At 62.4% G+C, this 24,555-nt stretch carries 26 protein-coding genes; 2 read left to right on the top strand and 24 right to left on the bottom strand.

The annotated features are described in order from the left end of the window. Positions 1-44: 44 nt before the first annotated feature. Positions 45-2,402 (bottom strand): DNA internalization-related competence protein ComEC/Rec2, encoded by a 2,358-nt coding sequence (locus KP003_RS04855; protein ID WP_216790812.1) that lies wholly within the window; start codon positions 2,400-2,402, stop codon positions 45-47. 369 nt (positions 2,403-2,771) lie between these two features. Between KP003_RS04855 and KP003_RS04850 the strand changes: the two genes are divergently transcribed. Next, positions 2,772-3,227 (top strand): hypothetical protein, encoded by a 456-nt coding sequence (locus tag KP003_RS04850; protein ID WP_216498346.1) that lies wholly within the window; start codon positions 2,772-2,774, stop codon positions 3,225-3,227. Positions 3,228-3,231: 4 nt separating this feature from the next. Here the strand turns inward: KP003_RS04850 and KP003_RS04845 are convergent, their stop codons facing one another. The 12 genes from KP003_RS04845 to sppA form a co-directional block, all read right to left on the bottom strand. Continuing rightward, positions 3,232-4,119 carry a radical SAM protein gene (locus KP003_RS04845; protein WP_216498347.1) on the bottom strand — a complete coding sequence of 296 codons (888 nt, stop codon included), beginning with the start codon at positions 4,117-4,119 and terminating at the stop codon, positions 3,232-3,234. A 91-nt stretch (positions 4,120-4,210) separates the two neighbouring features. After that, the gene (gene glyA, locus KP003_RS04840) at positions 4,211-5,458 is read right to left on the bottom strand and encodes a serine hydroxymethyltransferase (RefSeq protein WP_216498348.1); all 1,248 of its coding nucleotides are present in this window, start codon (positions 5,456-5,458) and stop codon (positions 4,211-4,213) included. 123 nt (positions 5,459-5,581) lie between these two features. Then, positions 5,582-6,028, bottom strand: coding sequence for a ribose 5-phosphate isomerase B (rpiB, locus tag KP003_RS04835; RefSeq protein ID WP_216498349.1), 447 nt, complete (start codon positions 6,026-6,028; stop codon positions 5,582-5,584). Between the two features lie 2 nt (positions 6,029-6,030). After that, complete coding sequence (gene fabF, locus KP003_RS04830; RefSeq protein WP_216498350.1) at positions 6,031-7,263, bottom strand: beta-ketoacyl-ACP synthase II; 1,233 nt, start codon at positions 7,261-7,263, stop codon at positions 6,031-6,033. An 84-nt stretch (positions 7,264-7,347) separates the two neighbouring features. Then, a complete protein-coding gene (gene acpP, locus KP003_RS04825; protein ID WP_012531540.1) occupies positions 7,348-7,581 on the bottom strand; it encodes an acyl carrier protein in 234 nt (77 codons plus the stop codon). 137 nt (positions 7,582-7,718) lie between these two features. After that, positions 7,719-8,459, bottom strand: coding sequence for a 3-oxoacyl-[acyl-carrier-protein] reductase (gene fabG / locus KP003_RS04820; RefSeq protein WP_216498351.1), 741 nt, complete (start codon positions 8,457-8,459; stop codon positions 7,719-7,721). Next, positions 8,459-9,391, bottom strand: a complete 933-nt coding sequence (gene fabD, locus KP003_RS04815; protein WP_216498352.1) for an ACP S-malonyltransferase — start codon at positions 9,389-9,391, stop codon at positions 8,459-8,461. Before fabD ends, fabG begins: the two co-directional genes overlap by 1 nt. A gap of 102 nt (positions 9,392-9,493) precedes the next feature. Continuing rightward, positions 9,494-10,474: a beta-ketoacyl-ACP synthase III gene (locus KP003_RS04810; protein WP_216498353.1), complete on the bottom strand. Its 981-nt coding sequence runs from the start codon at positions 10,472-10,474 to the stop codon at positions 9,494-9,496. Further along, a complete protein-coding gene (plsX, locus tag KP003_RS04805; RefSeq protein ID WP_216498354.1) occupies positions 10,471-11,523 on the bottom strand; it encodes a phosphate acyltransferase PlsX in 1,053 nt (350 codons plus the stop codon). The genes KP003_RS04810 and plsX overlap by 4 nt, the downstream gene beginning before the upstream one ends. A 53-nt stretch (positions 11,524-11,576) precedes the next feature. Next, positions 11,577-11,759, bottom strand: coding sequence for a 50S ribosomal protein L32 (rpmF, locus tag KP003_RS04800; RefSeq protein ID WP_015721360.1), 183 nt, complete (start codon positions 11,757-11,759; stop codon positions 11,577-11,579). 13 nt (positions 11,760-11,772) lie between these two features. Then, positions 11,773-12,309, bottom strand: coding sequence for a DUF177 domain-containing protein (locus KP003_RS04795; protein ID WP_216790810.1), 537 nt, complete (start codon positions 12,307-12,309; stop codon positions 11,773-11,775). A 147-nt stretch (positions 12,310-12,456) separates the two neighbouring features. Then, on the bottom strand, positions 12,457-13,338 hold the full coding sequence (gene sppA / locus KP003_RS04790; RefSeq protein WP_216498356.1) for a signal peptide peptidase SppA: 882 nt from the start codon (positions 13,336-13,338) through the stop codon (positions 12,457-12,459). Between the two features lie 476 nt (positions 13,339-13,814). Here sppA and KP003_RS04785 point away from each other — a divergent pair, with 476 nt between their 5' ends. After that, on the top strand, positions 13,815-14,279 hold the full coding sequence (locus KP003_RS04785; RefSeq protein ID WP_216790808.1) for a metallophosphoesterase family protein: 465 nt from the start codon (positions 13,815-13,817) through the stop codon (positions 14,277-14,279). Here KP003_RS04785 and KP003_RS04780 read toward each other — a convergent pair. From KP003_RS04780 to KP003_RS04730, 11 genes are all read right to left on the bottom strand, one after another. Continuing rightward, positions 14,276-14,665 carry a hypothetical protein gene (locus KP003_RS04780; protein ID WP_216790806.1) on the bottom strand — a complete coding sequence of 130 codons (390 nt, stop codon included), beginning with the start codon at positions 14,663-14,665 and terminating at the stop codon, positions 14,276-14,278. The two genes, KP003_RS04785 and KP003_RS04780, sit on opposite strands and share 4 nt — an antisense overlap. A gap of 145 nt (positions 14,666-14,810) precedes the next feature. Beyond that, positions 14,811-15,197, bottom strand: coding sequence for a response regulator transcription factor (locus KP003_RS04775; protein ID WP_216498359.1), 387 nt, complete (start codon positions 15,195-15,197; stop codon positions 14,811-14,813). A gap of 16 nt (positions 15,198-15,213) precedes the next feature. Continuing rightward, positions 15,214-16,092 (bottom strand): ABC transporter substrate-binding protein, encoded by an 879-nt coding sequence (locus KP003_RS04770; RefSeq protein ID WP_239027613.1) that lies wholly within the window; start codon positions 16,090-16,092, stop codon positions 15,214-15,216. A gap of 101 nt (positions 16,093-16,193) precedes the next feature. Continuing rightward, on the bottom strand, positions 16,194-18,452 hold the full coding sequence (locus KP003_RS04765) for a porin family protein (protein WP_216498360.1): 2,259 nt from the start codon (positions 18,450-18,452) through the stop codon (positions 16,194-16,196). Between the two features lie 14 nt (positions 18,453-18,466). Next, a complete protein-coding gene (locus KP003_RS04760; RefSeq protein WP_216790805.1) occupies positions 18,467-19,468 on the bottom strand; it encodes a DmsE family decaheme c-type cytochrome in 1,002 nt (333 codons plus the stop codon). Next, positions 19,469-20,302 carry an ABC transporter ATP-binding protein gene (locus tag KP003_RS04755; protein WP_216498362.1) on the bottom strand — a complete coding sequence of 278 codons (834 nt, stop codon included), beginning with the start codon at positions 20,300-20,302 and terminating at the stop codon, positions 19,469-19,471. A gap of 183 nt (positions 20,303-20,485) precedes the next feature. Next, positions 20,486-20,920, bottom strand: coding sequence for a hypothetical protein (locus KP003_RS04750; RefSeq protein WP_216498363.1), 435 nt, complete (start codon positions 20,918-20,920; stop codon positions 20,486-20,488). 42 nt (positions 20,921-20,962) lie between these two features. Further along, positions 20,963-21,367: a CoA-binding protein gene (locus KP003_RS04745; RefSeq protein ID WP_217300416.1), complete on the bottom strand. Its 405-nt coding sequence runs from the start codon at positions 21,365-21,367 to the stop codon at positions 20,963-20,965. A 256-nt stretch (positions 21,368-21,623) separates the two neighbouring features. Then, complete coding sequence (locus KP003_RS04740; protein WP_216498365.1) at positions 21,624-22,568, bottom strand: tetratricopeptide repeat protein; 945 nt, start codon at positions 22,566-22,568, stop codon at positions 21,624-21,626. A 20-nt stretch (positions 22,569-22,588) separates the two neighbouring features. Continuing rightward, positions 22,589-23,392 (bottom strand): hypothetical protein, encoded by an 804-nt coding sequence (locus KP003_RS04735; protein ID WP_216790803.1) that lies wholly within the window; start codon positions 23,390-23,392, stop codon positions 22,589-22,591. Next, positions 23,370-24,527 (bottom strand): acetoin utilization protein AcuC, encoded by a 1,158-nt coding sequence (locus KP003_RS04730; protein ID WP_217300415.1) that lies wholly within the window; start codon positions 24,525-24,527, stop codon positions 23,370-23,372. The genes KP003_RS04735 and KP003_RS04730 overlap by 23 nt, the downstream gene beginning before the upstream one ends. Positions 24,528-24,555 lie beyond the last annotated feature (28 nt).

The following is a 24,555-nucleotide window of genomic DNA, read 5'->3' as shown; positions in this document are numbered from 1 at the left end:
GCGGGACAATGCCAGCATAAACTAGCAGATAGGACTCTTGAGTGTCAATTAAAATGCCCCCAAGGGGTCGATAATATAACAACACCGTCCGCTTTGCAGTCCGCCTCGACCGTGCCTTCAAGGTCGGTGCGGCAGATCCTGACACCGTGGCGTTGCAGTCGGTACAGCGTTGCTGGCGCAGGGAGATGGAAAGCGTTCCGGTACCCTGCGGAAATGACCGCGGCAGTCGGCTGCACCGCGGCTATGAACGGCTCGCAGGATGAGTACCTGCTGCCATGGTGCGCCACCTTCAACAGACTGCACCGTCGCAAGCCTCCCCGCTCAAGAAGCTCCTGCTCTTCCCTGACGCCGATATCGCCGGTGAAAAGTACGGATGTCCTGCCGTAGGTCAGCCTGAACACCAAAGATGCGGCATTCGCGTCCGCCTGCAGCGCCGTACCGGCAACCGGCCACAGCGTCTGCAGCTGCACGCCCCCCACCTGCAGGGGTGCCTTTTCCGCTCCAAGCTCCCGCACCGGGACGTCGCGCGCGGCAAGAACCCATTTGAGCTGCTGCAGCTCGGGAGAAGCCAGCGTCAGGGGGTGGACGAGGAATTGACCGACCTCGTAGTTGGCCGCCAGGTACAGCACACCCTGCAGGTGGTCCGGGTGTCCATGGGACAACACCAGGTAGTCGATGCGCCGCGCCGAGAGTGCCCTCAAGGCCGGCAGTAACAGGCGCGATCCCACAGGGGTACCGGAGTCCGTGGCGTTGCCGCCGCCATCAACCAGCATCCACTTGCCGTCCGGAAGGTGAACCAGCGTGGCATCCCCCTGCCCCACACTGAGGAAGTACAGCCGGAGGGTTCCTTCCGTCGCCCGGGCGGGGGGTACCGCACGAAGCACGAGGACGACCATCAGCGGAATCCCGATCGCTGCACGCCAACGTTTCGATTTGAAGAAGGTGATCGCGCAGAGGACGAGGCATGCCAGCAGGAGGTCCAGGCGGTCCGGGATGTACCCGGTGATAACCGGCGCCCGGGACAACTGCTCGACCAGCCGATCCGACCAGCGCACCAGGGCGGCGGCAAGGTGCAGCAGCACGGCCGCGGGCCTTTCCCACAGGCAACTTACAACCAGGGCGCTGAAGCCGAGAACAACCGCGCCGTAGCCCATGAGCGGCACGACCAGGAGATTGGCAACCAGTCCCACCAGCGCTATGCGCTGGAAGTAGTAGGCAACATGGACCGAGGTGGCCAGTATGGCAGCCACTGAAGCGATGAAAAGCAGCAGCAGCCACCACACAACCCTTCCCGCCTTATTTTCGGGGTGGGCGAGGGTCGGCGTCAGGACGGACAGCCCCCAGATGGCCAGGAAGGAGAGTTGGAATGAGACGTCGAAGGCGGTTTGGGGTGCGCAAAACAGCATGGCGCAGGCGGCCAGCATGATGGTGTGGACCGGATCCACTTCGCGCTTCAATCGCAGCGCCGCCACCACGATACAGATCATCAAGACGCTGCGCAGCGTAGCGGGAGCCTGCCCGGAAAGGAATAGGTAAAAGACCACCATCGGCAGGGATGCCAGCATGACGAGCGGCCTCAACTTGAGATGCAGGGCGAGCCACTCCGAACGCCGGGCCAGGTAATGGAGGAATTGGCACAGGGACAGGAAGAGGATGCCGACATGGAAACCTGAAATGGAAAGGATATGGTTCACCCCGCAGCGCGCAAATGCCTCCTGCAACTGCTCCGGAACGTCCCGCCTGTCTCCCAGCAGGAGCGCCTTCAGGACTCCCCCTTCTGTCCACGGCTCCACCCTGGTGACGAAGTTCCCCAGCCTCGCCGCCAGCAGGTCGATGTCGTGCAGCCACCCCGCTCCCGGGCGCAGCAGCACCAGGTCCTCCGCGGCAAGGACGAAACCGGTGGCGTACACCTGCTGGTAGGCCAGTCTGCGCACCGAGTCGGATTCGCCGGGCAGCCCAAGGTTGCGCGGCACCCTGATCCGCGAAGCAAACCTTATCCTGTCACCGGTGCTGAGTTCGGCCCGCCCTTCTTTCACGTAGACCAGCAGACGCCCCGATGCCCGCTGTTCCTGGCCGGCAACGCTCACCCCTTCTACCTGCAGATAAACCCTGCTCCCTCCGGTCATGGTCGGCTCAGGCCGGCAATCCAGCACCCCCTCGATCGCCACCGGCCGGTCGGAGGCAAAGCGCTCCAGGCCGGGCCGCGGCCTCAGAAGCGGCTGCAGCGACAGTTGGCCCCACGCGAAAAAGAGCAGGGCGAGGGCGAGCAAAAAGGGGAACCGGGAACTCACGAAGGAGGCGGCGAGAACCGCGACAAGGAGGGCTGGCAGGACCCAGGTGGGCGGGAAGGTATTGAGCAGGTGTGTGGTGGCCAAACCTGCAAGCGATGCAGCCAGGGGCACCAGCAGAGGTCTCTCCAGAGGTCACCTCCCCGCTTCAGGGTTGTGAGCACCATCACAAAAAAATTAAAAACAACACACGTTATAGCAGATGGCACGTGTTGCACAACGAAGCCTGTGCATTCCACTCCTGCTGTTCAGACTTCGCAACGTCCTCAACCACCCGTAATTGCTATAGAATTTCACAACGCAAAGACAGTCTTGTGCAGGTTTAGCACAGACAAGGCATCTCGATGCCTCGCTGGGAATGCGCTGCAAGCAAAGAATTTACTATGAAATTTCAATGACTTACTGCAAGAAACCACCCCGGGACACTTTTGGTACGCCAGTTGAAAAAGAAGAGGAAAACGGCACGACTACCGGGAGGACATCATGGCACACAGAGATCGCAGCACCAATGAAAGGTCCGGATCTTACGCTTATACCATCATGGAAGTACGCCTGAGGAAGAAGGGAGCACCGGAGGGAACCAAGGATGACCTCCGCTTCATGACCGTGGACAGCCACTGGGACACCTTGCGTTTCGTGCAGGACAACATGGATCAGTGCGTGGGGAACGTGGTGCGGCTCAAGCGGACCGAACCGGTGCGCCACACCGTGAATGAAAGCGCCGAGCTCTTCCAGAAGAACCTGGAACCGCTGGTCTCTTCCCTGGCCGCAACCCATGGGCAGGGGGTCATGGACAAGCTCTCGGCCTCGCTGAAGAAGGCCCTGCTGCTGATGGTCATGGAGCGCTATCAAAGCGACCGCGAGACGGCCTGCCGCGTGCTCGGCATCTCCCGCGAGAAGCTGGAAAACGAGTTGAGACTCTGCGGCGTCTCCAGGTAGTCCGCTAGTAGTATTCCTCTTGATAAGAAGGGATTTCCGCACACCAGCGGGGGTCCCTTTTTGCTTGTGCGATTGCTGCGTCGACCGTATCGATCAGGCGCTGCCGGTCTTTCGGGTAGCTCCCGGCGAGCTCGAGGAAGTTCGAGACGTGGTTTGAGCGCAGGATGGTCCCCTGCGGCTCGAGCCCCTCGAGAAGCACCTTCGTCTCCAGCAGGATCTCGCCGTGGCTCAAAGGCTCGATCAGCTTGAGGAAGTCGTCGTTGTGACGCTGGAACATGGTGAGCAGCGAAAAGTACTCAGGTGAAAGGGCGGTGATCCATTGTGCCGTTGCGGCGGCATGTTCGGCGCTCCGCTTCCTCCCGGCAAGCCCCAGGATCGCGGTGACCGACAGCTTCATCCCGGCAGCCATGGCCTTTCGGCACTGCTCGAGCATCTCCTCCGGCGTGAATCCCTTGTCCACCAGGCTGAGCGTCTCGGCGTCGCCGCTTTCCAGGCCGTAGTAGAGGATGCGCAGCTTCCCCGCGCGCAGCACCTGCAGTTGTTCGAGGCTCTTGCCGCTCAGGCTGTTCGGCGAGGCGTAGGCGCCGATCCGGGTGAGGGAGGGAAAGACGGCGTTCAGTTCCTCAAGGATCCGCTCCAGCCCGTTTTGGGGGTAGATCAGCGCGTCGCCGTCGGCGAGGAAGACGCGCCGGACCGCGTCCCGGTAGCGTGGAGGTATTGAGCGGATCTCTTTCATGACCTCGTCCAGAGGTCGCACCCGGAAGCGCTTCATCTTATACATGCCGCAAAACTTGCAGCGATTCTGGGAACAGCCGATGGTGATCTGGAAGATGAGGCTGTGCGCCTCGGAGGGGGGACGAAAGAGGGGCTCATCGTAATTGAAGAAGTACATCGAAGCTCCGCCTGAAAAATGAGGTTTGCAAAAAGGGGGGCGACTCACGTCGCCCCCCTTCCCTTTTTTCCAATATGAAACCGGCCGCCTTCTAGGCGAGGCGGTCGGCGTACATCGGGAAGCGTTTCATCAGCGCGTTCACCTGGGTCTTGACCGCGGCGAGCTTGGCTTCGTCGTTGACGTTGCCCAAAACATCGGCGATGAAGCCGGCTACCTGCTCCATCTCGGCCTCTTTCAGGCCGTGGCTGGTGGCCGCCGGGGTGCCGATGCGGATACCGGAGGTGATGAACGGCGAACGGGTGTCGAACGGTATGCCGTTCTTGTTCACGGTGATGCCGGCGCGGTCGAGCGCCTCCTCGGCGACCTTGCCGGTCAGCTCGGTCTGGGAGAGATCGACCAGCATCAGGTGGTTGTCGGTGCCGCCGGAGGTGAGCTTGAAGCCGCGGCTGGTGAGGCCGGCGGCGAGCGCCTGGGCGTTCTTAACGATCTGCTGCTGGTACTGTTTGAACTCCGGAGTGAGCGCCTCTTTGAAGGCGACCGCCTTGGCGGCGATCACGTGCATGAGCGGGCCGCCCTGGATGCCCGGGAAGATGTTGGAGTTCAGGGTCTTGGCCCACTCTTCGCGGCACATGATCATGCCGCCGCGCGGTCCGCGCAGGGTCTTGTGGGTGGTGGTGGTCACGAACTCGGCGTAGGGAACCGGGCTCGGGTGCAGGCCGGCAGCAACCAGGCCGGCGATGTGTGCCATGTCCACCATGACCACCGCGCCCACCTTGTCGGCGATACGACGGAAGGCCTCGAAGTCGATGATGCGCGGGTAGGCGGACGCCCCCACAACGATCATCTTCGGCTTGTGCTCGACGGCGAGACGCTCGCACTCCTCGTAGTCGATGGTCTGGGTCTCCTGGGAGACGCCGTACGGGACGATGTTGAAGAGTTTACCGGAGAAGTTGACCGGGGAACCGTGGGTGAGGTGGCCGCCGTGGGCGAGGTTCATCCCCAGCACGGTGTCGCCCGGCTTCAGCACGGAGAAGTAGACGGCCATGTTGGCCTGGGAACCGGAATGCGGCTGGACGTTGACGTGGTCGGCGCCGAACAGCTCCTTGGCGCGCTCGATGGCGAGGTTCTCGACCTTGTCGACCTCGTGGCAGCCGCCGTAGTAACGCTTGCCGGGGTACCCCTCGGCGTACTTGTTGGTGAGAACCGAGCCCTGCGCCTCGAGCACCGCGGGGGAAACGAAGTTCTCAGAGGCGATCAGTTCGAGGTTGTACTCCTGGCGCTCAGTCTCGTGCCTGATGACTTCCGCCACTGCCGGGTCGAATGTTTCCAGTACTGACATGTCTGATTTCTCCCTAATCTGAAATTGCTGGTGAAATGAGAAAACGGGACTCTGGGAGTCCCGTTCTTTGCTTAGATCGTGTGTCTTACCCGTGCTGCCGCCGAACCGCCTTGGAAAGCAGCATCATCCCTTCAGTTCGCGCTCCAGCTGGGTGATCTTGTCCAGGCGGTTCTGGTGTCTGCCGGCGGCGTACGCGGTGTCAAGCCAAGCCGTCACCATCTCGCGGGCCTTCTGGGTGTCCAGCACGCGGCCGCCCAGCACCAGGATGTTGGCGTTGTTGTGCTCCTTGGCCATGGTCGCCATGAAGACGTCGGTGGCCAGCGCCGCCCGGATGCCGGGGAACTTGTTGGCCACGATGGACATCCCGATGCCGGTGCCGCAGACCAGGATCCCCTTCTCGGCGCTACCCTCTGAGACGCGGCGCGCCACGGCCACCCCGAAATCGGGATAGTCGACGGAATCGCCGTTGTGGGTCCCCAGGTCCTCGCAGGGAAGCCCTCGTTCTTCGAGCAGCTTCTTTATCTCGTTCTTCAGCTCCAGGCCGCCGTGATCACTACCGAGAACTATCATCCTTACACCTTCTTGAAGAGCAGCGACGCGTTGGTGCCGCCGAAGCCGAAGGAGTTGCTCATGGCGTACTCGACCTTCGCTTCGCGCGCCGTGTTCGGTACGTAGTCCAGGTCGCACTCGGGGTCAGGATCGGTGTAGTTGATGGTCGGGGGCACGACCGAGTTCGTCATCGCCATCAGGGAGAAGACAGCCTCCACGCCGCCGGCGGCACCAAGGAGGTGGCCGGTCATCGACTTGGTGGAGGAAACCATCAGCTTGGTGGCGTGATCGCCGAAGACGGTCTTGATGGCCGTGGTCTCGCCGACGTCCCCGAACGGAGTCGAGGTGCCGTGGGCGTTGATGTAGTCGACCTGCTCCGGGTTTACGCCCGCCGTGCGGAGCGCCATCTTCATGCAGCGCGCCGCCCCTTCGCCGCCGGGGGCGGGGGAGGTCAGGTGGTAGGCGTCGCCGGAAAGGCCATAGCCCACGATCTCGCCGTAGATCTTGGCGCCGCGCGCCTTGGCCGCCTCGTACTCCTCGAGCACCACGATGCCGGCTCCCTCCGAGAGGACGAAACCGTCCCTACCCTTGTCGAACGGGCGCGAGGCGCCAGCCGGGTTCTCGTTGTTGGTGGAAAGCGCCTTCATGACGGAGAAGCCGCCGATACCCAGAGGGGTCACGGTGGATTCGGTCCCCCCCGCGATCATGGCGTCGGCGTCGCCGCGCTGGATCATGTGGTAGGCGTCCCCGATGGAGTGGGTGCCGGTGGCGCAGGCGGAGACGGAAGAGACGTTCGGGCCTTTCGCCCCGTACTTGATGGAGATGTGCCCCGGAGCCAGGTTGATGATCAGCATCGGGATGAAGAACGGGGAGACCTTCTTGTACCCCCCCTCCAGCAGCGCGGAGTGGTAACGCTCGATGGCCGGGAGCCCGCCCAGGCCGGCGCCCACCAGGACGCCAACGCGCTCGGCGTTCTCCTCGGTGATCTGCAGACCGGAATCCTCCATGGCGAAGTGAGCCGCGGCCAGCGCGTACTGGATGAAGAGATCCATCTTCTTGATCTCTTTCTTGTCGATGAAATCCTCAGCGACGAAGTCCTTAACCTCGCCAGCGATCCTCACCGGCAGGTCGGAGGCATCGAAACGGGTGATGGGAGCGATGCCGGACGTGCCGGACACCAGTGCGTCCCAGTTCTTGCCGTTACCGGTCCCCAGCGGGGAGACCACGCCTACCCCCGTGACAACAACTCTTCTCATACTCTGAACTCTCCTTAGGTACTGTTGACTCATGGCCGCCCGGAGGCGGCATGAAAAAGGGGAAGCATAACTCCCCCCTCTCTACTAGGTGTGATCAGTGATGTAGTCGATTGCGTCCTGAACCGACTGGATTTTCTCGGCGTCCTCGTCGGAGATCTCGATTTCGAATTCCTCTTCAAGGGCCATCACCAGTTCAACGGTATCCAGGGAGTCGGCGCCCAGGTCGTCCATGAAGGAGGACTCGTTGGTCACCTGAGCCTCGTCAACACCAAGCTGCTCAGCTACTATCTCTTTAATGCGTTTCTCGATCGAAGCCATTCAATTACCTCCATTTGATTGTAACGTTAGACGTTATTTGATTTGTTATGCCCAAGACTGCTATTTCATAGCATGAAACGTAGAATTTGCAAAAGGTATTTTTGGCGCTGAAAGTAAAAACAACGCCGCTACCCGGCTCACATGTACATGCCACCATTCACCGAAAGAACATGGCCGGTAACGTATGCCGCGGCGTCGGATACGAGGAACAGGACCGCCCCAGCTATGTCGTCCGCACTCCCGAGCCTCCCCATGGGAATCTGCTCCTGGAGCGCTTCCCTGGTCTTTTCGGAGAGCTCCGAGGTCATGTCGGTCTCGATGAAGCCGGGAGTCACCGCGTTGACGGTGACGTTTCTCCTGGCGAGCTCCTTCGCCACCGACTTGGTGAGGCCGATCATGCCGGCCTTGGAGGCGCAGTAGTTGGCCTGACCCGGGTTCCCCATCTCGCCCACCACGGAGGAGACGTTGACGATCCGGCCGAAGCGAGCCTTGGACATCAGCTTCGCCGCCTCGCGGGTGCAGTTGAAGCACCCCTTGAGGTTCACGTCGAGGACCGCGTCCCAGTCATCTTCCTTCATGCGCAGGAGCAGGCCGTCCTTGGTGATGCCGGCGTTGTTGACCAGGATGTCTACCTTGCCGAACGCCTCCACCGACTTCTTGAAGAGGTTCTCCACCTCGGCGACCACCGAGACGTCGACCTTGACCGCCAGGGCCTTGCCGCCCGCGGCGACGATTTCATCGGCGGTCTTGGCAGCGCCCTGCTCGCTGGTGGCAGTTACCACCACGGCGGCGCCCTCTGCGGCGAGTTTCAGGGCGATGGCCCGGCCGATGCCGCGGGAGGCACCGGTGACGACTGCTACCTGTCCGTTCAGGCTCATTACGCGACCTCCGTCATGGCTTTTACGCCTGCTGCGTCCTGCACGTTGGAGCAGGCAGCTTCCTTGTCGATCCTCTTCACCAGGCCGGCCAGCACCTTGCCCGGGCCGATCTCGACGAAGTTGGTGACGCCTGCCGCGACGATGCTCTGGATGATCTGCTCCCAAAGGACCGGGGCGCACACCTGCTCGACGAGGAGCGGCTTCACGCGGGCGGCGTCGGAGTTTGGTTTCGCCTCGACGTTACTGACTACCGGGGCGGTGATCGCGCCCACCTGCACCGACTCGAGCGTCTGGGCCAGGCGGTCGGCGGCCGGCTTCATCAGCGCGCAGTGGAAGGGTGCGGAGACCGGAAGCAGCATCGCCTTCCTGAAACCCCTCGCCTTGGCGATCTCGATGGCGCGGTTCACGGCACCGGTGTGGCCGGCGACCACGATCTGTCCCGGCGAGTTGAAGTTGGCCGGGGAGACCACCTCGCCCTGCGCTGCCTCGGCACAGATTTCTCTGAGCACGTCGGCCTCGGCTCCGAGGATGGCGGCCATGGCCCCTACCCCGACCGGCACCGCGTCCTGCATGAAGCTGCCGCGTGCCCTAACCGTCCTGAGCGCATCTGCGAAGTCCAGCGCGCCGGAGGCGACCAGGGCCGAGTACTCGCCCAGCGAGTGGCCGGCCAAGTAGGACGGTGCGATGGGGCATTCCTGCTTGAGCACCCTGAATGCGGCCACGCTGGCCGCCAGGATGGCCGGCTGGGTGTTCGCGGTGAGTTTCAGATCCTCCTCGGGCCCCTCGAAGCAGAGTTTCGAAAGGGAGAAGCCGAGCGCGTCGTCGGCCTCCTCGAAGGCGACCTTGGCGGTCTTGAAGTTATCCGCCAGATCCTTCCCCATCCCGGCGTGCTGGGACCCCTGCCCCGGGAAGATGAATGCATAGGATTGCATAGGTAACCTCTTTTCTTTAATTAACAGCGCGGCTTGGACAGCGTGTCACAGCTGCCGGCGCCCTCACCCCTGCCCCTCTCCCGAAGGGCGAGGGGAGGCGTTTTACCAGCGCACCAGCGCGGAGCCCCAGGTGAGGCCGCCGCCGAAGGCGTCGAGCAGCAGTAGGTCGCCTTCCTTCAGACGCCCGGCGCGTACCGCCTCGTCCAGCGCGATAGGGATCGACGCAGCCGAGGTGTTGCCGTAGCGGTCCAGGTTGACGAAGACGCGGTCGCCGGTGATGCCGAGGCGCTTGCCGACGGAGTCGACGATCCTCTGGTTGGCCTGGTGCGGGATGAACAGGTTGACGTCGGCGGGGGTGAGACCGTTGGCCTCGAGTGCCTCCATGGCCACTTCGCCCATGGAGCGGACGGCCAGCTTGAACACCTCGTTGCCCTGCATCGTCAGGAAGACCAAGCCGTCGTCCACGTTCTGGTGGGTGGCCGGGTTGCGGCTGCCGGCCCCCTTCTGGTACAGGATTTCCCAGTAGTTGCCGTCGCTGTGCATGTGGGTGGAGAGGATGCCGTTCTCGCCTTCCTGCGCCTCGAGCACCACGGCGCCGGCGCCGTCGCCGAAAAGCAGGCAGGTGTTACGGTCGTTCCAGTCTACTATGCGGGAGAGCACCTCCGCGCCGATCACCAGGGCCTTCTTGACCTGACCCGAGACCATGAACTTCTGGGCGGTGGCGAGGGCGTAGATGAAACCGGAGCAGGCGGCGGAAAGGTCGAAACAGAAGGCGTTGGTGGCCTTGATGGCCTGCTGCACGATGCAGGCGGTGGCGGGGAACGGGAAGTCCGGGGTGAGCGTGCCCACCACGATCATGTCGATCTCCTCCGCCTTTACCCCGGCGGCGGCCATGGCCCGCTCGGCGGCGGCGATGGCGAAGGTCGAGGTGTACTCCCCCTCGGAGGCGATGCGGCGCTCGCGGATACCGGTCCTGGTGACGATCCACTCGTCGGTTGTGTCCACCATCTTTTCCAGGTCGAAGTTGGTCAGCACTTTCTCCGGCACGGCGGAACCGGTACCGGTGATTCTCGGTCTAATCATGAAGCAACCCTTTCTGTGGCGTCCGGATTTTGGCCGGCACGCTCGCGAGGCTCGCCGGGGAAACTCTCGTTGAGTTTTTCGGCCATGCGGCCGTTTACCCCTTTGAGTGCGTATTCATGGGCAAAGCGGATTGCGTTCTTGATTGCCTTGGTGTTCGAACCGCCGTGGCAGATCATCCCCACGCCGTTGATCCCAAGCAGAGGCGCACCGCCATACTCGGCATAGTCTACGGTCTTCTTGAAATTATTGAAAGCCTTGCGGCTTAGCAGGTAGCCGATCTGGGAGAGGAAGCTGCGCTTGATCTCGGCCTTGAGCATCTTGCCCACCGCCTCGGCGAGTCCCTCGGACAGTTTCAACGCCACGTTGCCGACGAAGCCGTCGCAGACAACGACGTCGACGGAGCCGTTGAAGATATCCCGCCCTTCCACGTAACCTATGTAGTTGATTGGCTTTTCGCGCAGGAGGGCGCTGGTTTCCCGGGTGAGTTCGTTCCCCTTGCTATCCTCCTCCCCGTTGGAGAGCAGGCCGACCTTGGGCTGGTCGACTCCCATCACGAACTTGGCGTACACCTCACCCATGACGGCGAACTGGACCAGGTGGATAGGCTTGCAGTCGACGTTGCCGCCGACATCGAGAACGAGGGTCTTACCGGTAACGGTAGGAAAAAGTTGGGCGATTGCAGCGCGGTCGATCCCCTTCATCCTTTTCAGGACGAACATGCCGGCCGCCATGGTGGCGCCCGAGTTCCCCGCGCTTACCACGGCGACGGCCTCGCCTCCCTTTACCAGCTCGAAGGCGACGCGGATCGAGGAATCCTTCTTCTTGCGCACCGCATCGGAGGCGGAGTCGTGCATGCCCACGACCTCGGAGGCATGCCAGACCTCGATGTCCAGCCCCTTGCAGTCGTGGTGGGCCAGCTCGGCTTGCACTTTTTCAACGTCTCCAACCAGAGTTACCGGGATGCCGAACTCTCTGGCCGCAGCTACTGCACCTTCTACTTCAACATGAGGGGCGTTGTCGCCCCCCATTACATCGACAGCAACTCTCATATTTCCCCTAGGGAGCGGATTCCGAACAGTCACGGCTTAGATGGAACGAAATCCTAGAGCTCTTCAGCCTTCAGCACCTGACGCCCTTTGTAGGTGCCGCAGGACGGGCAGACGCAATGCGGAAGCTTCGGGGCCTTGCACTGCGGGCAGGTCGAGACGGTGGGAGCGGTGAGGAAATCGTGTGCACGCCTCATGTTCTTGCGCGACTTGGAGGTCTTCTTCTTAGGTACAGCCATGGTGTTCTCCTTTTTACTTTTCTATCATGATCTTCTTCAGGGCGGCCATTTTCAGATTTATCCCGCCGCGATCGCAGCCGCATTCTCCGGCGTTCAGGTCAGCTCCGCACTCGGGGCACAGGCCGCGGCACGTCTCGCTGCATAACGGTTTATAGGGTACTTCCAGCATGACCTGCTCGGCGATCTCGGGATCCATTTCGATCTCGTCGCCGCTGTAGGTGGCCGAAACGAGTTCCTCGTCGGAAAGCTCGACTTCCTCGTCCAGCTCCTCACCCTTGCTCTCGGTGTAGAAGATGGTGAAGTCCGAGGAGATGGGGAGATCGTACTCGACGAGGCAGCGGGAGCAGGTGAGGCGCACAGCGCTCTCCACCTTGCCGGCGGCCCTCACATGGTCGTATTCCCAGATCGCGGCGACCCGGGCGTTCACCGGCGCGGTGAAGACACATTCACCGGCTTTTTCCATCGCTACCAGGGTCGGGAAGTGTGAGGCAGGCTCCGACTCCGAGAGGTCGAGCTGCTTCTTTTTCACCTTTTCAATCTCTATCTTCAAAGGAAGATCTCCCCTTTTTCAAAGTTTCCCAGTATATAGATGGCGGTTTTTTTGTCAAGGTAAATCTAAAGAGAGCGGCGGGGCCACAGGCAAGGCTTCAGCCACTGACAGAGCCGGCAAAAAGGGGCTCTCTTTGCCTTCTTCGCCCTACCAACCGAGCCGATAGTCGACGCTCACACCGCTGTCCGAATCAGACAGCACCCCCAACCGCTGGGCCGCACTCTCCACCAGGTAGTCGAGGGCACGCCCTCTCTTTTTGGCCGGCCGGATCAGCCTCGGCTCGCCCTCGATCCCTCCCAGCCGGGCGGCCTCGTCGATCGCGTCCTGCATGGAGCCGATCCGGTCCACGAGCTTCAGGGCAAGCGCCTGCTCCCCCGAGAAGATCCGGCCGTCGGCGATGCTCCGCACCTGGGCCTCCGGGAGCCTCCTCCCCTGCGCCACCGCCTTCACGAACTGGCCGTGGGTGGAGTCGATCACCCCCTGCAGCATCGCCTTTTCCTCGTCGGTCATGGCCCGCGCGGGGGAGCCTGTGTCCTTGAACTTGCCGGTCTTGATGGTGAAGGCCTTCATGCCGACCTTGTCCATCAGCCCCTGCAAGTTGGAGAACTTCATCAGCACCCCGATGCTCCCGGTGATGGTGCCGGGGTTGGCGTAGATGAGGGAAGCAGGTGCCGAGACGTAGTAGCCGCCCGAGGCCGCCACGCTTCCCATGGAGACGACCACCTTCTTCGCCTTGGCCAGGTCCTTTACCGCCGCGTAGATCTCCTGCGACGGGCCGACCACGCCTCCGGGGGAATCCACCCTGAACACCACGGCCTTCGCGTGCTCGTCCTTTTTCATGGCCCGCAACTGGCGTATGGTTTCCTGCCCGTCGACGATGACCCCTTTCAGCTCGACGACGCCTACCCCGTCCCCCCCGGCGAGGGTGTCATGGTCGCCGACCAGGGAGTTGACGATGGCGACGCAGGCGCCGAAAAGAAGGACCAGGCCGAAAACGAAGGCGGCGATCCACAGTAACAATTTCTTCATGACTCCTCCGTCTCTTCCATCTGCAGCCGTTCACTGTAGGGGCGAATGATCATTCGCCCGCCTTTACCGCATATGATAACCTCGGCATCTCACGCCATCGGAAGTGACCGGGCAACGGTGCTGGGCAAATAATTATGTGCCCCTACAACAACTCAACCACCACGGGAACTATATATACAAGAGGCGAATATCGTTCGCCCGGCCTCTGCTCACTGTCACGATGAAAGTGATGAGCGGGATAATGAACAAGGGCGAATGGTTATTCGCCCCTACAGGATCAAACGTTTACAGCTTATTTTGCTTGTCTTTTGCCATTACTCTGTCCTATATCTGAACAGTAGAGACAGGACAAACCGGTAGGCGCAACGCCAACAACTCTACACTATGCAGGCGACTGCGCAAAAGCAAATATGACTTCAGGCGGACCCGTCGCTATGCCGTGTTCGCCTTAAAGAGATGCGGAACGAAGAGGCACTATGAGAGTACTGGTAATCTCCGACAGCCACGGCAACTACGCCCACGCCTTCAGGGCGCACGAACTCGCCGGTCCGGTGGATCACATCGTTCATCTCGGGGATGGCTGCGAGGATGCTCGCATGATGGAGGAAGTGCTGGAGGTGCCGGTACACCGGGTCGCGGGGAACTGCGACCTGGATCGGCACGTACCGGCGGAACTCACCCTTGAACTGGGGGCATGCAGGTTCCTGCTGACCCACGGCTACCGTCAGCACGTGAAGAGCGGACTGTCCCTTCTGATTAACAGGGGAATGCAACTGGGAGCGTCGGTGGTGCTGTACGGCCATACCCACTGCGCCGCGGTCCACTCAACCGACGGCATGCTGCTGGTGAACCCGGGAGCCCTGAAGGAGGGGCTGCCCGGGAGCTACGCCATCGTCACCATCGAAGGGGGCACGGCAAAGGCCGAGATCTTCCCTCTCTAGCAGCCGCAGCCGCAGTTGTGGCAGACTTTCCGGTTCTCGGCATCGGGAGCGACGGTCTCCGGCGCGAAAGCGATGCGGTTCACCGCACGCCGGATGTCCTCCTGGAGGTCAAGGCGCGGACTCTGGCCGATGACGTGTCCGATGCAGATGTTGCTGATGCCGTCCGACGGAGAGGCGATGCGAATCGAATTCAACAGGTCGCCGTAGCCGTTCACCTCGATCACCTGCCCGGGGCCCTCCCCCAGTTCCAGCGTGATGCCGAAGCGCTCCAGCTCCTGGGCCAACTCGGCGAAGAAGATATCGAAGGTAAATCCCGAAAGGATCGCTTCCCACTCCGGCTTGCTCTTGCTGCGTCCGTAGCAGGTCAGTCTCATCTGTTTTGCCATGCTGTGTAACTCCTAAAACCAAGGGGCCAGGGGTGGTGGCCAGGGACTGATGAAAACCATCCCCTACCTTCTCAACGCCTGTCCCTGTAATATTTTTTCTCCCGCTGCAGCGATCAACCAAGTCCCTAGTCCCTAGTCCCTGCAATCAACTCCCCGCGGCCTTTCGCTGCATCGAGCTGAAGATCATATCCAGCACCGCCTTCTGCTTTGCCTCGTACTTGTTGAGAACCGCCAGGCAGGTACCCATGGGAAACTGCTCGTGCAGGTAATCTGAGTCCCGCCCGGAAAGGATCACGATCCGGTTCTTGTCCATCCCGACCGACAGGGCGTAGCTGAAAATCTTGGAACCGTCGAGGGTCGGCATCTCCAGGTCCACCAGCAACAGGTCGACCTTCCCCTGCTTCAGTATGGTCAAGGCCAACAGCGGTTCGGTACACGTTATCACGTCCAACAGCGGGTAGAGCGCATGTATCTTATCCCTCAGTGCTCCCACGAAAGCGGCGTCGTCATCAACGATCAGAATTTTTCCCATCCATACCTCTATGTATCTATTTAAGCACCCGGGTCGCAGCGGTGAGCACCGGGAAGGGGACGTTCAGGTCAAGCAGCCGCGCGGCTTTCAGGTTCACGATCAGGTCCACCCGCTTGGGCGTGGCGACCGGCAGGTGCGACGCCTTCTTCCCGCTCAGGATGCGCGCCACGTACTCGGCCGCGATCTGCCCCTGCTCGACAGGGTCTGCCTCCAGGGAGATGACGGCACCCTTGTGCGCCGCCCCCGGCATCTGCGATATCACCGGGATCTTCAACTCGTTGCAGCGATGGACGATCTTCTCGAAGTAGCGGCTGCCGGCGGTGCATTCGGTAACGTAGACGCAATCGACCCTGGTGGCGAAGAGGGTGGCCAAAGCCGCATCCAAGGCGGTCGGAGAGCCGACGTTGGTTTCCACCAGCACCACCCCCGATTGGGCCGCGATCTTGCGCGCCTCCTTTAGCTGCGCCAGGGCTCCTTCCTCGCGGTTGGCGCAGATGATGCCCAGGGTCTTGATCGACTTGAGCTCCATGGCCGTCTTGATCAGCGTGACCAAGGGAACCTTGGAACTGACCCCGGCGCTGTTGCGCCCGCTGGAGGTCATGCTCTTGGCGATCCCCGTCTCCACCGGGCCGTAGACGTCGGCATAGACCACCGGGATGTCCTGGGCTTCGCGCAGGGCGGCCAGGGTGGCGGAGGTACCGTAGGCGACGATGACGTCCGCGCCGATGGCGTTGAATTTCCTTACGCTGTTGGACCACGAGATGAGGTCGGGGTTCGGAGTCTGGGTGATGACCTCGACGTTGCTCTGATCGTATCCCTTCTGCACCAACGCCTTCACGAAGGCCTTGTGGGCATCCCGGTAGCGCGGCAGGTCGCAGGTCAGCAATGCCGCCACCAGTTTTCCGGCCGCACGGGAGTCCGCCGCGGGGATCACCGCGCAAAGCAGCAGGAGCAGAAGTATGGAACGGACCAGTGTCTTGATACGTTACCCCTTGGTCACCACTTGGCCGCCAGGCCTGCTACGATGGCGTGGACGGTGCCGCTGTAACTCTTGTACGCGGACTTTAGCTCGTTGTAGTCGTTCAACGTGTACTCAAGCGTCGTGGACAGGACGCTCGAGAAGCGGTACTCACCCCGTGCGGAAAGGGAGCTGATGACGGTGTCCTGTTCGGTTATCGCCTTGATTCCCGTCGTGCTGCCGGGGATCACCGTGAAGGTGGTATCACTCGGTGTAAAGGCGGCCGCAGACCTGATCTGCTGCGCCGTTACCGCGAGGTCGCACTTTTCTCCCAGGGTGTACGAGGCGTTCACGCCGTAGACGTGGGACCTGCTGGAGAACTGCGAGGCGGCCTCGCTGCCGTTGAAGACGCCGGTAAAGAGGATCCCCTGCTCCACCTCCTGGTGCAGGTAGGAGTAGTTGGCCCCCACGGTCAGTTTCGGGATGGGCACCCACCACACGCCGATGTTGGCGTTCTCGCTGTTGCCGCTACGGGAGGTCAGCGGGGCGAGCGAGTAGCTGAGGGGCTGGAAGGGGTAGTTTATCAGGAACTTATCGATATCTTTGTTCTCATCCCGGCGCAGGACGGCGTGGCTGGTGAGCCCCCAGCGGTTGTTGAGCGCGTAGGTCAAAAGGACCTTCGCCTCCTGCCGGTTCTGGAAGGAAGCGCCGTAGCTCGGGTTGTCGGTGGTGGCGTAGCTGTAATGGACGCTGCTTCTGAGCCCCTTCACGGGGCGGTAATAGACCGACAGCGACCCGGTATGCGTCGCGGTGCTGTCGGGCAGGGCCCAGGTCGTCGACGAGGGGACCGGGCTGACCTCGCTTCTCCTCTGGAAATCGCCGCGGTACTCGCCGACCAGGGCAAGCTTGAGGCTCGGCCGGTAGGATACGGTGCCGGTTACCAAGTCGCGGGTGGTCTCCACGGCCGGTTTCGCCAGCACGGGATCCACGTAGGAGTTGTTGGTCAGCGGACCGCGATTGCCGTGATCGATCTCCTGGCGCCGGTACTTGAGGGCGAAGGTGTAGGTCCGGCACGGCGTGTAGACCAGGTCACCGGCCGCGTTCTGCAGATAGACCTTCATGCGCCGGACTCCGGTGGTATCGCTCAACTCGGTCAGGTTCTCGCGTTGCTCGAAGCTGTAAGAACCGGACCCGACCAGACCGCCCGCCAGGGAGGAGTGCAGCTTGATCGTGTGGGAAAAAAAGCTGCTGTCGGGGTTCTCGTTGTGCTGCCGCAATCCGCCCAGAAAGTCCGGTGTGCTGTCGATGGCGTTACGCGGCTCGTAGGAGGCTACCGGGGTGGAGAGCCGGTCCTCGAAGTAGCGCACCTTGAAGTCGTAGACCAGATCGACCGGGCCGAGGTGGGAGTCGAGCCCCACGCGCCCCTCCTGGATCTGGTGGTCAACGCTGCGCGGCTGGGCATAGAGGGTGTTGGTCGTTCCCTCAAAGGCGGTGTCCGCGAAGCGCTGCTGGATGGTCCCCTCCTTGACGTAGCGCCAGTAGCCGAGGTTCACGTGCAAGGGGAAGTTGTGCAGCCGGTAACGGAAGTCGGCCCGGTCCTGAACCACGCTCACCCCGTAATCTCGCACGGGATCCTGAACCGCACTGTAGGTGGCCGGAGTAGGCCCGTCGTTCCTGCCAGCCTGGAAACTGGGGGTGAACAGGAGCTCCCGGTCCATGTTGTGGTACAGGGATTCCGTCCTCAGATGCAGGCGGTAGTCCCCCCGGTAGTCCATGAGCAGGTCTCCGTGGTAGTCGTTCTCGTTCAGGTAGAACCCTTCCAGCTCGAGGTTGGTGTCCTTCTCCATGTGCCGGTAGAAGAGCCCGCCGCTGCGGCTGGACTTGAGAAAGCCGTACTCCAGGGCCCGGGCGCGCTCCCCCTCTCCGAAGACGAAGTTGTAGCCCAAAGCCCCGCCCTTTCGTTCCAGCACCTCCACCTGGCGCTCGTCCTCGGGAAGTGGTCCCCCCTCGATTACGTGCGGCTGCACTTCGGGTCCCTGGACTGCCGGATACGGCAACGCCTCCCCTCCGGCAGGCGGCTGGTCCGCAGGCACGGGAGCGACGGCATCCCCCTGCTCCTCTTGGCCCGCAGCGGTGCCGGCCGGTTCGTCGGCGGGAGCGTCCTTTTCCGCCGCCGTAGCCGCCTCCAGGTTCGCGGCCGGAACCGGCTCCAGTTCCGCCGCAGCCACGCCCCCCACGGCCAGGAGCAGAAGCAGCAGAGGCGAGACGAACGTTGATATGAGTGGTTTTTCCACCATCCGGCTCCTTTCCTTTACTGGCGCAGCGTGCCCCTGCCGGTTATGGCCGGGGAGGGGGTATCGGTGCCATGCACCTGGGAATGACAGTCCGTGCAGCGGTTGACGAAAAGTTGCTTCAGCCCCGGCGTGCTGGTGGCCAGGTGCCCGGTGTGGCACTGCAGGCACAGAAACGGCATCGCGGCATTGAGGAGGTTGTTGTTAACCGACCCGTGCGGGGTGTGGCAGTTCATGCAGTTCTCGGTGACGTCGCCATGCTCGAAGGCGAAGGGGCCCTGCTTTTCCATGTGGCACCTGGTGCAGGTTTCCTTCGGGGTGTTCCCCCTGAGCAGGCGGTCCTGCGTCGAGCCGTGCACCTCGTGGCAGTCCACGCAGAACATCTTCTTCTCCCGCAACGGATGGTGCGAGAACAGTGAGTTCTCCGCCTTTACCTCGGGGTGGCAGGTAAAGCACATCTCGGACATCTGCTGCCGGCTCACCTTCTGCTGCGGCCCCTGGTGCAGCTTGTGGCAATCGAAGCAGCTCACGTCGTGCAGCGCGTGCGGACTGGCGTTCCAGTGGGAGAGCACGGGGATCGAGGCGGCCGAGTGGCACTTCAGGCAGATCAGGGACTGGGCCTGGGGCGGGAGGTGCATGATGTCCAGGAAGGTCGTGGTGTCGCACTTCTTCTTGAGGCGGGTGTTCTCCTCGCGGTCGTCGCCCAGATGGGCGATGGCGAGGCTGCCGGGGCCGTGGCACGATTCGCAGTTGACCAGCGGCAGGCCGGTCTCGGGCTTGATCTGCTCACCGTGGACGCTGTGGCTGAAGTCGTCGGTTATCTTGTCGTGGGCGTGGCACTTGGAGACGCAGTTGTTGGTGCCGACGTACTCGGCATCGAGGCGGCCTACGATCATCTTCTCGTAGTCGCGAATGGGGAGGATGGGTTTGCTCTGTTTGAGCTCGGCGCAGGAGACCGACAAAAGGGGGAAAAGCGCGATGAGGATCAAGAATTTGCCGCGGCGCAGAAGACGTGCTGACATCTATTCCCCCCTTATCCCCTTGGTCGTGGTGTAGATGAAGCCGCGCACGATGGGATTCTCGCTGTTCTTTATCTCGCGCGGCGTGCCGATTTCGACCACGGAGCCGCCGTGCATCATGGCGATCCGGTCCGAGATGTACAACGCGAAGTTCAAGTCGTGGGTCACGATCACGGTGGTGTTCCTGGTACTTTCCTTGAGCTTCAGGATCGTGTTCGCCAGTTCGTCCGTGGTGACCGGGTCGAGCTCCGCGGTCGGCTCGTCGTAAAGGATCAAGTCCGGGTTCATCGCCAACGATCGCGCGATGGCCACGCGCTTTTTCATACCGCCGGACAACTCGGAGGTGCGCAGCTCCTCCTTCCCCACCAGCCCGACCATCTCCAGCTTCTGCTTGATGATCTCGCGGACCTGCAATTCCTTGCAGACCCTCTTCTCCCTGAGCCAGAGCCCCACATTCTCCCCGACGGTCAGCGAGTTGAACAGGGCCGAGGACTGGAACACCATGCTGTAGCGGTAGTCGTGCGCCGCGGGCTTGGCCCCCGCCCCGAAGATGGGGAGGTTGTCGATGTAGATCTCGCCGCTGTCCGGGGTCTCAAGCTTCACGATGTGCTTGAGCAGAACGCTCTTGCCGGTACCCGACGGTCCGATGATGCAGAAGGTCTCCCCCGCCTGGATCTCGAGGTTCACGTCCTTGAGCACGTGGTTGGGCCCGAAGGACTTGTTCAACTGCTCGATCCTGATCCCCACGCCCCTGGTGTCGTGCAGGTTGACCGGCTGCTGGCCGTTCTCGGAGTGAAAGAAAGACCCGGGAAGGCCGTGTTTTAGCTTCTCGAACATCGGTATCCTTTTGAGAACGAAGTGTCATACCGGCCACCGCGATAAGACCGGCTTTGCCAGTAAATTCTGCCACCTGCCGTTGCAAAGAAGCGCGCACATACTACCAGAGTTGTGAGGCCGCTGGCAAGGGGGAATATTTGAGGACACTTAACGTTTACACAATCTTCGTCGGACGCGTGAGAATCAGAAAAGGTAGGGAGAAGGATTGTCGAATTCACGCCTGATCCTGAAGATGTACAAGTTCATGAGGATCAGGGCAATGGACGCGAGCAGCGTCGAGGAAAGGAGATCCCCCTCGGGGACGGGAGAGTCGGCCAGACGGGCGTACTCGGCCGCGGGGATCAGGTAGAGGTTCGCCCAGGCGTTGCAGATGTCGAACAGGTTGTAGCCGATCAGCAGCCAGACGGTGAGCCGCTGCCGCTTGAGCACCCCGAGCAGCAGGTACAGCGAGATCAGGCTGTCGGCGAGGACGAAGCGCTGGGCGGTCCCCCCCTGGTACAGGGTCCCCATGAAGGGGAAGGGGTTGCCGTAGCTGGAAAAGCAGAGCATCAGCGAGAAGGAGGTGAGCAGGACCAGGGGCCAGAGCGAGGCGGGGCGCCTGCCGCTTTCATACGACATGGATCACCCCGCCGTTTCCGAAACCAAAGCGCAACGAGCAGCTCAACATTTCACCACCTTGACGTGCTCCTTCAGCATGCAGCGGTCCATGACCACCTCGAGCCCGGCCTCGCGGGCGCGCCGCGCGGCCTCCTCGTGGACCACCCCTTCCTGCATCCAGATCACCCTGGCCCCCTTGGCGATGGCCTGCTCCACGATCTCCGGCACGAACTCGGAGCGGCGGAACACGTCGACGATCTCGACCGGCTCGGGTATCTCGGCGAGGCTCGGGTAGCTCTTCTCGCCGAAGACCTCGTCCACGGCCGGGTTCACGGGGATAATGCGGTAGCCGGCGCGCTTGAGATAGGCGGCGACCTCATGACTGGGCTTGCCGGCGTCGGGGGAGAGCCCCACCACGGCGACGGTACGGTACTTGGTCAGAATTTCCTTGATATCCGGAACTTGCATGGGCACCTCCCTTGAGACCAGAGTCAGGATGCGTTGTTGAGATTGCGCGGCACTGACCGCGGGCGCCGCTGAAAGCTAAGCGGTGCCCCTTCTCTTGTCCTTATCAGCGCTCTTCGCGGTTGTCTTGCGTTCGCGTGACCGCTTTTGTCAGTTCACCGTTTGCGCATCCCGCTCACGGCGACAAAGAAGAAGATTACCACCATTACGCCGGCGATGAAGATCCAATCTGCCGGGGTCAATCCGAACATAGTTCCTCCTACTGTTCCAGTTGCTGCAGCGTGGTCTTCGCCTCTTCAAAGTCAGGGTTGATCTTCAAGGCTTGGCGCAGGTAAAAACGTGCATCCCCTGCGGCGCCGAGATCCTTGCAGCATAGCGCCAGCAGGTACGGGATCTCGGCCATGGGGAACTCCAGGGCGAACCAGGCGTCGGCCATGACATCGTTCAGGATGGCGGTCGCCTCCTGGTAGCCGCCGTCCTCGCGCAGGGCCATGGCGCCCGCGATGGCTTCGAGGTAATCGACGGCGGGCACCCGGGGCACCTCGCCCCGCTCGATCCTCTCCAGGCGCGCCCTCAGCTCGGCCTGGGCGGTCGCCTCGACCTGCGGCATCAGCGCGCTCCAAAGGGAGGCAGCCTTGTCGTACTTGCCCAGGAGGAAAGAAACCTCCGCCAGGGTGGTCAGGCAACGGGGCTGGTCGCCCCCTAGCTGGCGCGCCCGGTCCAGGTATCCCTCCGCCTTGAACAGGGTGACCGTGGAGAGGTGCAGCGCCGAGAAGCGGCAGGCCTGCTCCAGCAGGGTCGCACCGATCTCCAGCGGGAAGTGCGCGTTCTCCGGCTCCATCAGGGCGAAGATGCGCAAAAGCTTCACGCGCCGCTCCAGGTAGGGAACCTCCACGTCCTTTTCCCCGAGCATCAGGATGTGGCTGGCCAGCTCGGACACGTAATGGGGATACCCCTTGAGCATCTCCGCGTAGAGTTCGCAGTAACGGCAGCCGGGATCCATGCGCAGGGCCTGGTACACCCCTCGCCCCACGGCGTCGTAGCCGGGGAGCTGCCCCTCGAGGGCTTTGTAGTCGTCGTCCAGAAGCGGAATCGGCTCCGGCCCGACGGTGAAGACGACCTTGCCGTCCAGCCCGCTCACCTCCGTCCCCTGGGGGGGGCGATAGTAGGTTATGCCCGTGAGGGGGGTCATTTCTCTTTCCATGAAACGCACTCCTTTTTCCGCTAACGCTCCCGTCCCGGGAACGTGTTGACACCGGCGTGCACGCCGATGGTCTTGTAGATGCGCACCTCGTCCCATGGTTCGTCGAGGATGCCGTCGTGGATGGCCCAACTGCGCCCCTGCACGCTTTTTTCCATCCCCGGCCGACGGAAAGGGGTGGAGCCGTCCAGCCTCTGGTACAAGACTCCGCCCGGGGCGAAGCCGGAGTCGATCTCCTGCATCAGCCTCTTGCCCACGGTGTAGTCGAAGCCGTACTTCTCGTAGCGGATCGCGTTGTCGTAGGTGAGGGGCTCCCCGACGATGAGCTGCATCCCCAACGCCGCGGTGAACCGCTCCAGAAGCGGCAGAAACTCCCCGAACATCCTCAGGCCGCGCCGGGTCTGGTTCGGGAACAGCCCGGCGTCCATGGCGCGCTTCTCCTCCGCCAGGTTGCGCCCAAGCGTCGCGAAGAGGTTGTTTTTGCCATGCTGGTCGAGGTCCACGTCGAAACGGGGCGCCGTCGGGTCCGCTATGGTGCAGAAGGAGAGTTCCATCTGGCCGTGGTGTGTGTCGCACAGCTCCAGGAAGAACACCGGGTCACGGTCCTCGGGGGCGCGGCGGGCCACCAGGCGCAGGAAGCGAAGCCCCTGCGGCGCGATCACCTCGACGCTCCCCCTGCCCCGGATCAGCTCCAGCAGTCGCTCGGGCAGAAGTCTGCCGTAGATCGCCTCCTTCTCCGAGGCAGGCAACCGGTTGATGTCGTAAAGGGAGAAGAGCTGCCTCCCCCCGCTGTCCCTCAATACCTCATGTCTGGTATCGTTTGCCATAGTCGCCGATAAGGACCGGGAAGATGTTGTCGCGCACGTAGGCGATGCTCTTCTCCACCGCGTCGAGCGCTCGGTTGCGGTCGTCCTCTTCCGCCCAGTGCATGGCGTCGAGCAGCATCCGGTGCGGGTAGCCAAGCTGCGAGATCAGCTCGACGAACGGTGCGGGGAGGCGCGGGGGGAGTTCCCGGTCGTTCATGATGCCCCAGGCGATGGTCCAGGCCCTGGCCACGTTCATCTGGTCGTAGCCGCCTCCCCCCACGGCGACCCACGGGATCTCCAGGGCGCGCAGCTTCCTCATGATGTAGGAGTAGGCGTGGGTGGTCACCTCGAGACGCGTGAGCGGATCGGTCCTGAAGGTGTCGGCGCCGAGCTGGGTGAAGAGGACGTCGGGGTCGAAGGCCGCGATCAGGGGGAAGGCCACCTCGTCGAAGGCCTTCATGAACAAAGCGTCGTCGGTGTGGGCCAAAAGGGGGAGGTTCACGCAGTATCCCAGCCCCGCGCCCTCCCCGGTCTCGTTTTCAAAACCGGTCCCCGGGAAAAAGTAGACCCCGCTCTCGTGCAGGGAGATGGTGAGGACCCGGTCGTCGGCGTAGAAGGCGTTCTGCACGCCGTCGCCGTGGTGGGCGTCCAGGTCGAGGTAGACCACCGTCTTCCCCTGCTCCAGCAGGTGGTTGATGGCGACCACGGCATCGTTTAAGTAGGAGAAGCCCGAGGCCCGCCCGGCCTGGGCGTGGTGGTACCCTCCCAACGGGTTGAAGGCGGCGGCGTAACCCTCCTCGGAGACCAGCCGCGCAGCCTCCAGGGTGCCGGAGACCCCAAGGCAGGCCCAGTCGTAGACGCCGGGGAAGACCGGGTTCTCCACGTCACCCAGCCCGTAGCGGAAGTCGGCCCTGGGCTCGCCGGCCGCGCTGAACTCCCGCAGCCGCTCCAGGTACTCGGCGGAGTGGGCGCCCAGCAGCTGCGGCTCGCTCACCGGGCGGGGACGCACCTCGGTCATGGCGGGCAAGTCCAGCAGTCCGTAGGCGTCCATCAGGTCGCGCGCCAGACGGTAGCGCTGCACCTTGAACGGGTGCTGCTCGCCGTAGCAGTACCCGGACAGGTCGGTACAGGCGATGAGTGCGGTCTTGCGCGGCAACTGTCCACCTCCGGCGAAAATTCTGCAC

It is taken from the genome of Geomonas diazotrophica (assembly GCF_019063885.1).
In the GTDB taxonomy this organism is placed as follows: Bacteria; Desulfobacterota; Desulfuromonadia; order Geobacterales; family Geobacteraceae; genus Geomonas; species Geomonas diazotrophica.
The sequence above is the reverse complement of the archived record's forward strand: the minus strand, read 5'-3'. Positions and strand labels throughout refer to the sequence as shown.

Bases quoted from the DNA above. Each gene is read 5' to 3' on its own strand.
- KP003_RS04850 (WP_216498346.1), top strand. From the start codon at position 2,772: ATGGCACACAGAGATCGCAGCACCAATGAAAGGTCCGGATCTTACGCT.
- KP003_RS04845 (WP_216498347.1), bottom strand. From the start codon at position 4,119: ATGTACTTCTTCAATTACGATGAGCCCCTCTTTCGTCCCCCCTCCGAG.
- glyA (WP_216498348.1), bottom strand. From the start codon at position 5,458: ATGTCAGTACTGGAAACATTCGACCCGGCAGTGGCGGAAGTCATCAGG.
- rpiB (WP_216498349.1), bottom strand. From the start codon at position 6,028: ATGATAGTTCTCGGTAGTGATCACGGCGGCCTGGAGCTGAAGAACGAG.
- fabF (WP_216498350.1), bottom strand. From the start codon at position 7,263: ATGAGAAGAGTTGTTGTCACGGGGGTAGGCGTGGTCTCCCCGCTGGGG.
- acpP (WP_012531540.1), bottom strand. From the start codon at position 7,581: ATGGCTTCGATCGAGAAACGCATTAAAGAGATAGTAGCTGAGCAGCTT.
- fabG (WP_216498351.1), bottom strand. From the start codon at position 8,459: ATGAGCCTGAACGGACAGGTAGCAGTCGTCACCGGTGCCTCCCGCGGC.
- fabD (WP_216498352.1), bottom strand. From the start codon at position 9,391: ATGCAATCCTATGCATTCATCTTCCCGGGGCAGGGGTCCCAGCACGCC.
- KP003_RS04810 (WP_216498353.1), bottom strand. From the start codon at position 10,474: ATGATTAGACCGAGAATCACCGGTACCGGTTCCGCCGTGCCGGAGAAA.
- plsX (WP_216498354.1), bottom strand. From the start codon at position 11,523: ATGAGAGTTGCTGTCGATGTAATGGGGGGCGACAACGCCCCTCATGTT.
- rpmF (WP_015721360.1), bottom strand. From the start codon at position 11,759: ATGGCTGTACCTAAGAAGAAGACCTCCAAGTCGCGCAAGAACATGAGG.
- sppA (WP_216498356.1), bottom strand. From the start codon at position 13,338: ATGAAGAAATTGTTACTGTGGATCGCCGCCTTCGTTTTCGGCCTGGTC.
- KP003_RS04785 (WP_216790808.1), top strand. From the start codon at position 13,815: ATGAGAGTACTGGTAATCTCCGACAGCCACGGCAACTACGCCCACGCC.
- KP003_RS04780 (WP_216790806.1), bottom strand. From the start codon at position 14,665: ATGGCAAAACAGATGAGACTGACCTGCTACGGACGCAGCAAGAGCAAG.
- KP003_RS04775 (WP_216498359.1), bottom strand. From the start codon at position 15,197: ATGGGAAAAATTCTGATCGTTGATGACGACGCCGCTTTCGTGGGAGCA.
- KP003_RS04765 (WP_216498360.1), bottom strand. From the start codon at position 18,452: ATGGTGGAAAAACCACTCATATCAACGTTCGTCTCGCCTCTGCTGCTT.
- KP003_RS04760 (WP_216790805.1), bottom strand. From the start codon at position 19,468: ATGTCAGCACGTCTTCTGCGCCGCGGCAAATTCTTGATCCTCATCGCG.
- KP003_RS04755 (WP_216498362.1), bottom strand. From the start codon at position 20,302: ATGTTCGAGAAGCTAAAACACGGCCTTCCCGGGTCTTTCTTTCACTCC.
- KP003_RS04750 (WP_216498363.1), bottom strand. From the start codon at position 20,920: ATGTCGTATGAAAGCGGCAGGCGCCCCGCCTCGCTCTGGCCCCTGGTC.
- KP003_RS04745 (WP_217300416.1), bottom strand. From the start codon at position 21,367: ATGCAAGTTCCGGATATCAAGGAAATTCTGACCAAGTACCGTACCGTC.
- KP003_RS04740 (WP_216498365.1), bottom strand. From the start codon at position 22,568: ATGGAAAGAGAAATGACCCCCCTCACGGGCATAACCTACTATCGCCCC.
- KP003_RS04735 (WP_216790803.1), bottom strand. From the start codon at position 23,392: ATGGCAAACGATACCAGACATGAGGTATTGAGGGACAGCGGGGGGAGG.